General features: G+C 56.3%; 2 rRNA genes (1 of these 2 cut by a window edge). Both read left to right on the top strand.

Annotation, left to right across the window (positions count from 1 at the left end):
• Positions 1-2,176, top strand: a 23S ribosomal RNA gene (locus MNY62_RS25095); it begins 801 nt to the left of the window's first position.
• 152 nt (positions 2,177-2,328) lie between these two features.
• Positions 2,329-2,445, top strand: a 5S ribosomal RNA gene (gene rrf, locus MNY62_RS25090).
• The last annotated feature ends 55 nt before the right edge of the window (positions 2,446-2,500 follow it).

Below are 2,500 nucleotides of genomic sequence, written 5' to 3'. Positions count from 1 at the left end.
AACTCATGGAGGTTGAAAACTTCTGGGATGAGCTGTGAGTAGGGGTGAAAGGCCAATCAAACTTGGTGATAGCTGGTTCTCCCCGAAAGATATTTAGGTATCGGCTCGGGAAATTCAGTTCAGGAGGTAGAGCACTGGAACGGCTAGGGGTCCTACCAGATTACCAAACCGTACCAAACTCCGAATGCCTGAAACTGTTATCCCGGGACGCAGTCGGTGGGTGATAACATTCATCGGCGAGAGGGGAATAACCCAGATCGTCGGCTAAGGTCCCCAAGTTCATGCTAAGTGATCACAAAAAGGATGTGGTAGCGCTTTGACAATCAGGAGGTTGGCTTAGAAGCAGCCATCCTTTAAAGATAGCGTAATAGCTCACTGATCAAGCGAGACTGCGCCGAAAATGTATCGGGTCTCAAGCATGACACCGAAGCCACGGGATCCCGCAAGGGATCGGTAGGGGAGCGTAGAACCGACAGCGAAGCCAGACCGCAAGGACTGGTGGAGTCTGTTCTAGAGCTGATGCCGATATGAGTAGCGACAAAACGAGTGAGAAACTCGTTCGCCGTAAGCCCAAGGTTTCCTGGGGAAGGTTAATCCGCCCAGGGTTAGTCGGGCCCTAAGCCGAGGCCGAAAGGCGTAGGTGATGGACAACAGGTTAATATTCCTGTACCGCCCCGTTGGCGTTGAAGCGAGGGGGGACGGAGAAGGGTAGCGCAGCCGGGTGACGGTTGTCCCGGTTCAAGCCCGTAGGCGGGCCTCATACGATGAAAAGGTGAGGCCATTACGCCGAGAGGTGATGACGTGGCCGCAAGGCCTGAAGTGCGTGATCCCATGCTTCCTAGAAAATCCCCGCGTGGAGCTGACGAGGCGCCCGTACCGCAAACCGACACAGGTGGGCGAGGAGAAAATCCTAAGGCGCTTGAGAGAACTCTGGTCAAGGAACTCTGCAATCTACCCCCGTAACTTCGGAAGAAGGGGGGCCCGGCATCGTGTAAGGACTTGCTCCTGAAGCGATACTGGGTCGCAGATAAATGGCGGTAGCGACTGTTTAACAAAAACACAGGACTCTGCAAACACGTCAAGTGGACGTATAGGGTCTGACGCCTGCCCGGTGCCGGAAGGTTAAGGTGATTCGTCAGGCCGCAAGGCCAAAGCGATGAACCGAAGCCCCGGTAAACGGCGGCCGTAACTATAACGGTCCTAAGGTAGCGAAATTCCTTGTCGGGTAAGTTCCGACCTGCACGAAAGGCGTAACGACTTCCGCGCTGTCTCGACCAGGGACTCAGCGAAATTGAAATAGCTGTGCCGATGCAGTTTACCCGCGGCAAGACGGAAAGACCCCATGAACCTTTACTACAACTTGCCACTGACACTAGGAATTGCTTGTGTAGGATAGGTGGGAGCCTATGAACCCCGGGCGCTAGCTTGGGGGGAGGCAACGGTGAAATACCACCCTGGCGATTTCTGGTGTCTAACCTGGACCCCTCAACGGGGTCGGGAACAATGGCTGGTGGGTAGTTTGACTGGGGCGGTCGCCTCCCAAAAAGTAACGGAGGCGCGCTAAGGTTCCCTCAGCCTGATTGGAAACCAGGCGTCGAGTGCAATGGCATAAGGGAGCTTGACTGCGAGACCGACGGGTCGAGCAGGTGCGAAAGCAGGTCATAGTGATCCGGTGGTTCTGTATGGAAGGGCCATCGCTCAACGGATAAAAGGTACTCTGGGGATAACAGGCTTATCGCGTCCAAGAGTTCACATCGACGACGCGGTTTGGCACCTCGATGTCGGCTCATCGCATCCTGGGGCTGGAGCAGGTCCCAAGGGTTTGGCTGTTCGCCAATTAAAGCGGTACGCGAGCTGGGTTCAAAACGTCGTGAGACAGTTTGGTCCCTATCTGCCGTGGGCGTAGGAGAAGTGAGAGGATCTGTCCTTAGTACGAGAGGACCGGGATGGACGCACCGCTGGTGTACCAGTTGTCCCGCCAGGGGCATCGCTGGGTAGCTATGTGCGGAACGGATAACCGCTGAAAGCATCTAAGCGGGAAGCCAACCTCGAGACGACTTCTCCCGGGCGCAAGCCCCTGAAGCCCCCTCGAAGACTACGAGGTTGATAGGCCGGAGGTGTACGCGCCGTGAGGCGCTCAGCTGACCGGTACTAATCGGGCGTGCGGCTTGGTCTCCCTCTTCTCAGGTCGTAGACGACCTTTGGACGAGGTCGAGATCGAGGCATCGAAAAGAAGTTCGGGCCACGCGAGGCCCGCTGGAAGACTCTTCTAACCCTTCGTATTCAAGCGAGAAGCCGCAGTTGCTTCTCGAGCTCTTTTTCAAGGTTTGCGGTGGCTATTTCGGTGGGGTCACACCCGTTCCCATCCCGAACACGGTAGTTAAGCCCACCAGAGCCGATGGTACTGCACCGGAAGCGGTGTGGGAGAGTAGGTCGCTGCCGCATCTTTTTTGGCCCGCTGGCGCAATTCGCGCCGGCGGGCTTTTTTCTTTTTCGGCGC

The sequence above is a fragment of the Anaeromyxobacter terrae genome (assembly GCF_022690685.1).
Classification (GTDB): domain Bacteria; phylum Myxococcota; class Myxococcia; order Myxococcales; family Anaeromyxobacteraceae; genus Anaeromyxobacter; species Anaeromyxobacter terrae.
This window is presented reverse-complemented; position numbering and strand designations above follow the sequence as displayed.